Here is a 1,442-nt window from a genome sequence, read left to right on the forward strand (position 1 = left end):
CGGCATGGATCAACCAACCGACCGAAACCGCCGGAGAAACGGCGGCCTAACCTCCGTCTAACTCACCTTGGTACCGCTTGACTTGAAAAATTCCGTGCAACGAGTTCCATCCGACCTGCAACCGGGCTACTTCATCACTGAGATGGTCAAACGTGTTCTGGACGCTACCCCCGTGAACCTCCACAAGGAAGCAAGAGCACGACGAACTGCCGCGTCCTAACACCACTTCCAGACGGTTAACCGGTAACGGCCCAATATGCAAATTCGAAGGAATCAGGGACGATACCGGTCACGCTGACGCGACTGACCGCGCGGCGAACTCTATCCGCTGGTCCGCGAATCAGGGCTTAGGTGCGTGACACGCGCGGCAATGCAGGTCTCTGTCTCTGCGGCGCCAACTAACCTTCAGGCATGGTACTCGCTGTGTCTCCACTTCATATGGTGCTTGCCGCTCTGCCATCCTTAGGAGCTGAAGCCTTGACTCTCGCAAAGGAGACAGCGCTCGTTCGATGGGCTGTCCTATATGCAGACACGATCGACCTCATCAGCCCAACAGGTTCATTGCTGTCTGTCAGCGATAGACGGACTGCAGAACATGGACGCGGAGGATTTGAGCGCTTACATATAGTCACTATCGGACGCCGATTCACAGGATCAGGCTGGAAGAAAGCTAACTCCTGAAGAGCTAGCGGGCCTCTGCAACATCATGGAAACCGCCCTCCTCCCGGACGCTATGATCCTGGAACGCCATCAAGAACACGCGGACGAGATGTTCGATTTCCTCGCACAGCCGCGGCCCACTTTGACCGAGGGGGCGCGTCGGATGCGGGCCGGCATGGGACCAGTCGTGTCCGAGTCTGACTTGGATGACCTGCGACGTCACCAACACCCGATGTCTCACCTTGAGCGAGCGGTGGGCGGTGCACAGCCTAGTTCCGCGGCAATAACGGGCAAATGAAGAGCACCCGCTAGCTCTCAGTTCTTGGGGGTACGGTCTGGAGTCCTTTCCAGCCTGCCCATGCGGCAGCAAACAGGAGGGCTGCTCCGATGTAGTAGACCACTCGAACACCGAACAGGTCTGCGGCGAGTCCGCCGAGGAGCAGGGAGATGAGCCTGCCGGATTGCCAGAGCGTGTCAAAGGTGGCGAAGATCCGGCCCCGCAGGTTCTCGGGGACTTCTGCTTGTAGGAGGGAGTTGAAGGTGACCGCCCCGGTGGATGTTCCGAGCCCGTAAACGACTAGGGCAGCCATCGCCGAGGCTAGTCCGGTGATGGTGGCTAGGACGGCATCGATTAGTCCGCGGAGCACGAAAGGCCCAAGAACGAATTCCGGTCGTCGGGAATTGTCAGGGTCAAGTCCATTTGCGTGGTGTAACGCGGTTGTCGCGTGATTCTTGGTATTCGGGTTAGGCGCTGAGCGCCAGTTCGGGTGTGGTGTCCTCCT

At 58.6% G+C, this 1,442-nt stretch carries 1 protein-coding gene; it reads right to left on the reverse strand.

The annotated features are described in order from the left end of the window. Positions 1-968: 968 nt before the first annotated feature. Positions 969-1,442: MFS transporter (locus tag BLS52_RS18200; protein WP_139186336.1), on the reverse strand; the 474-nt coding region annotated here is incomplete at its 5' end.

The organism is Arthrobacter subterraneus, assembly GCF_900099735.1.
In the GTDB taxonomy this organism is placed as follows: Bacteria; Actinomycetota; Actinomycetes; order Actinomycetales; family Micrococcaceae; genus Arthrobacter_D; species Arthrobacter_D subterraneus.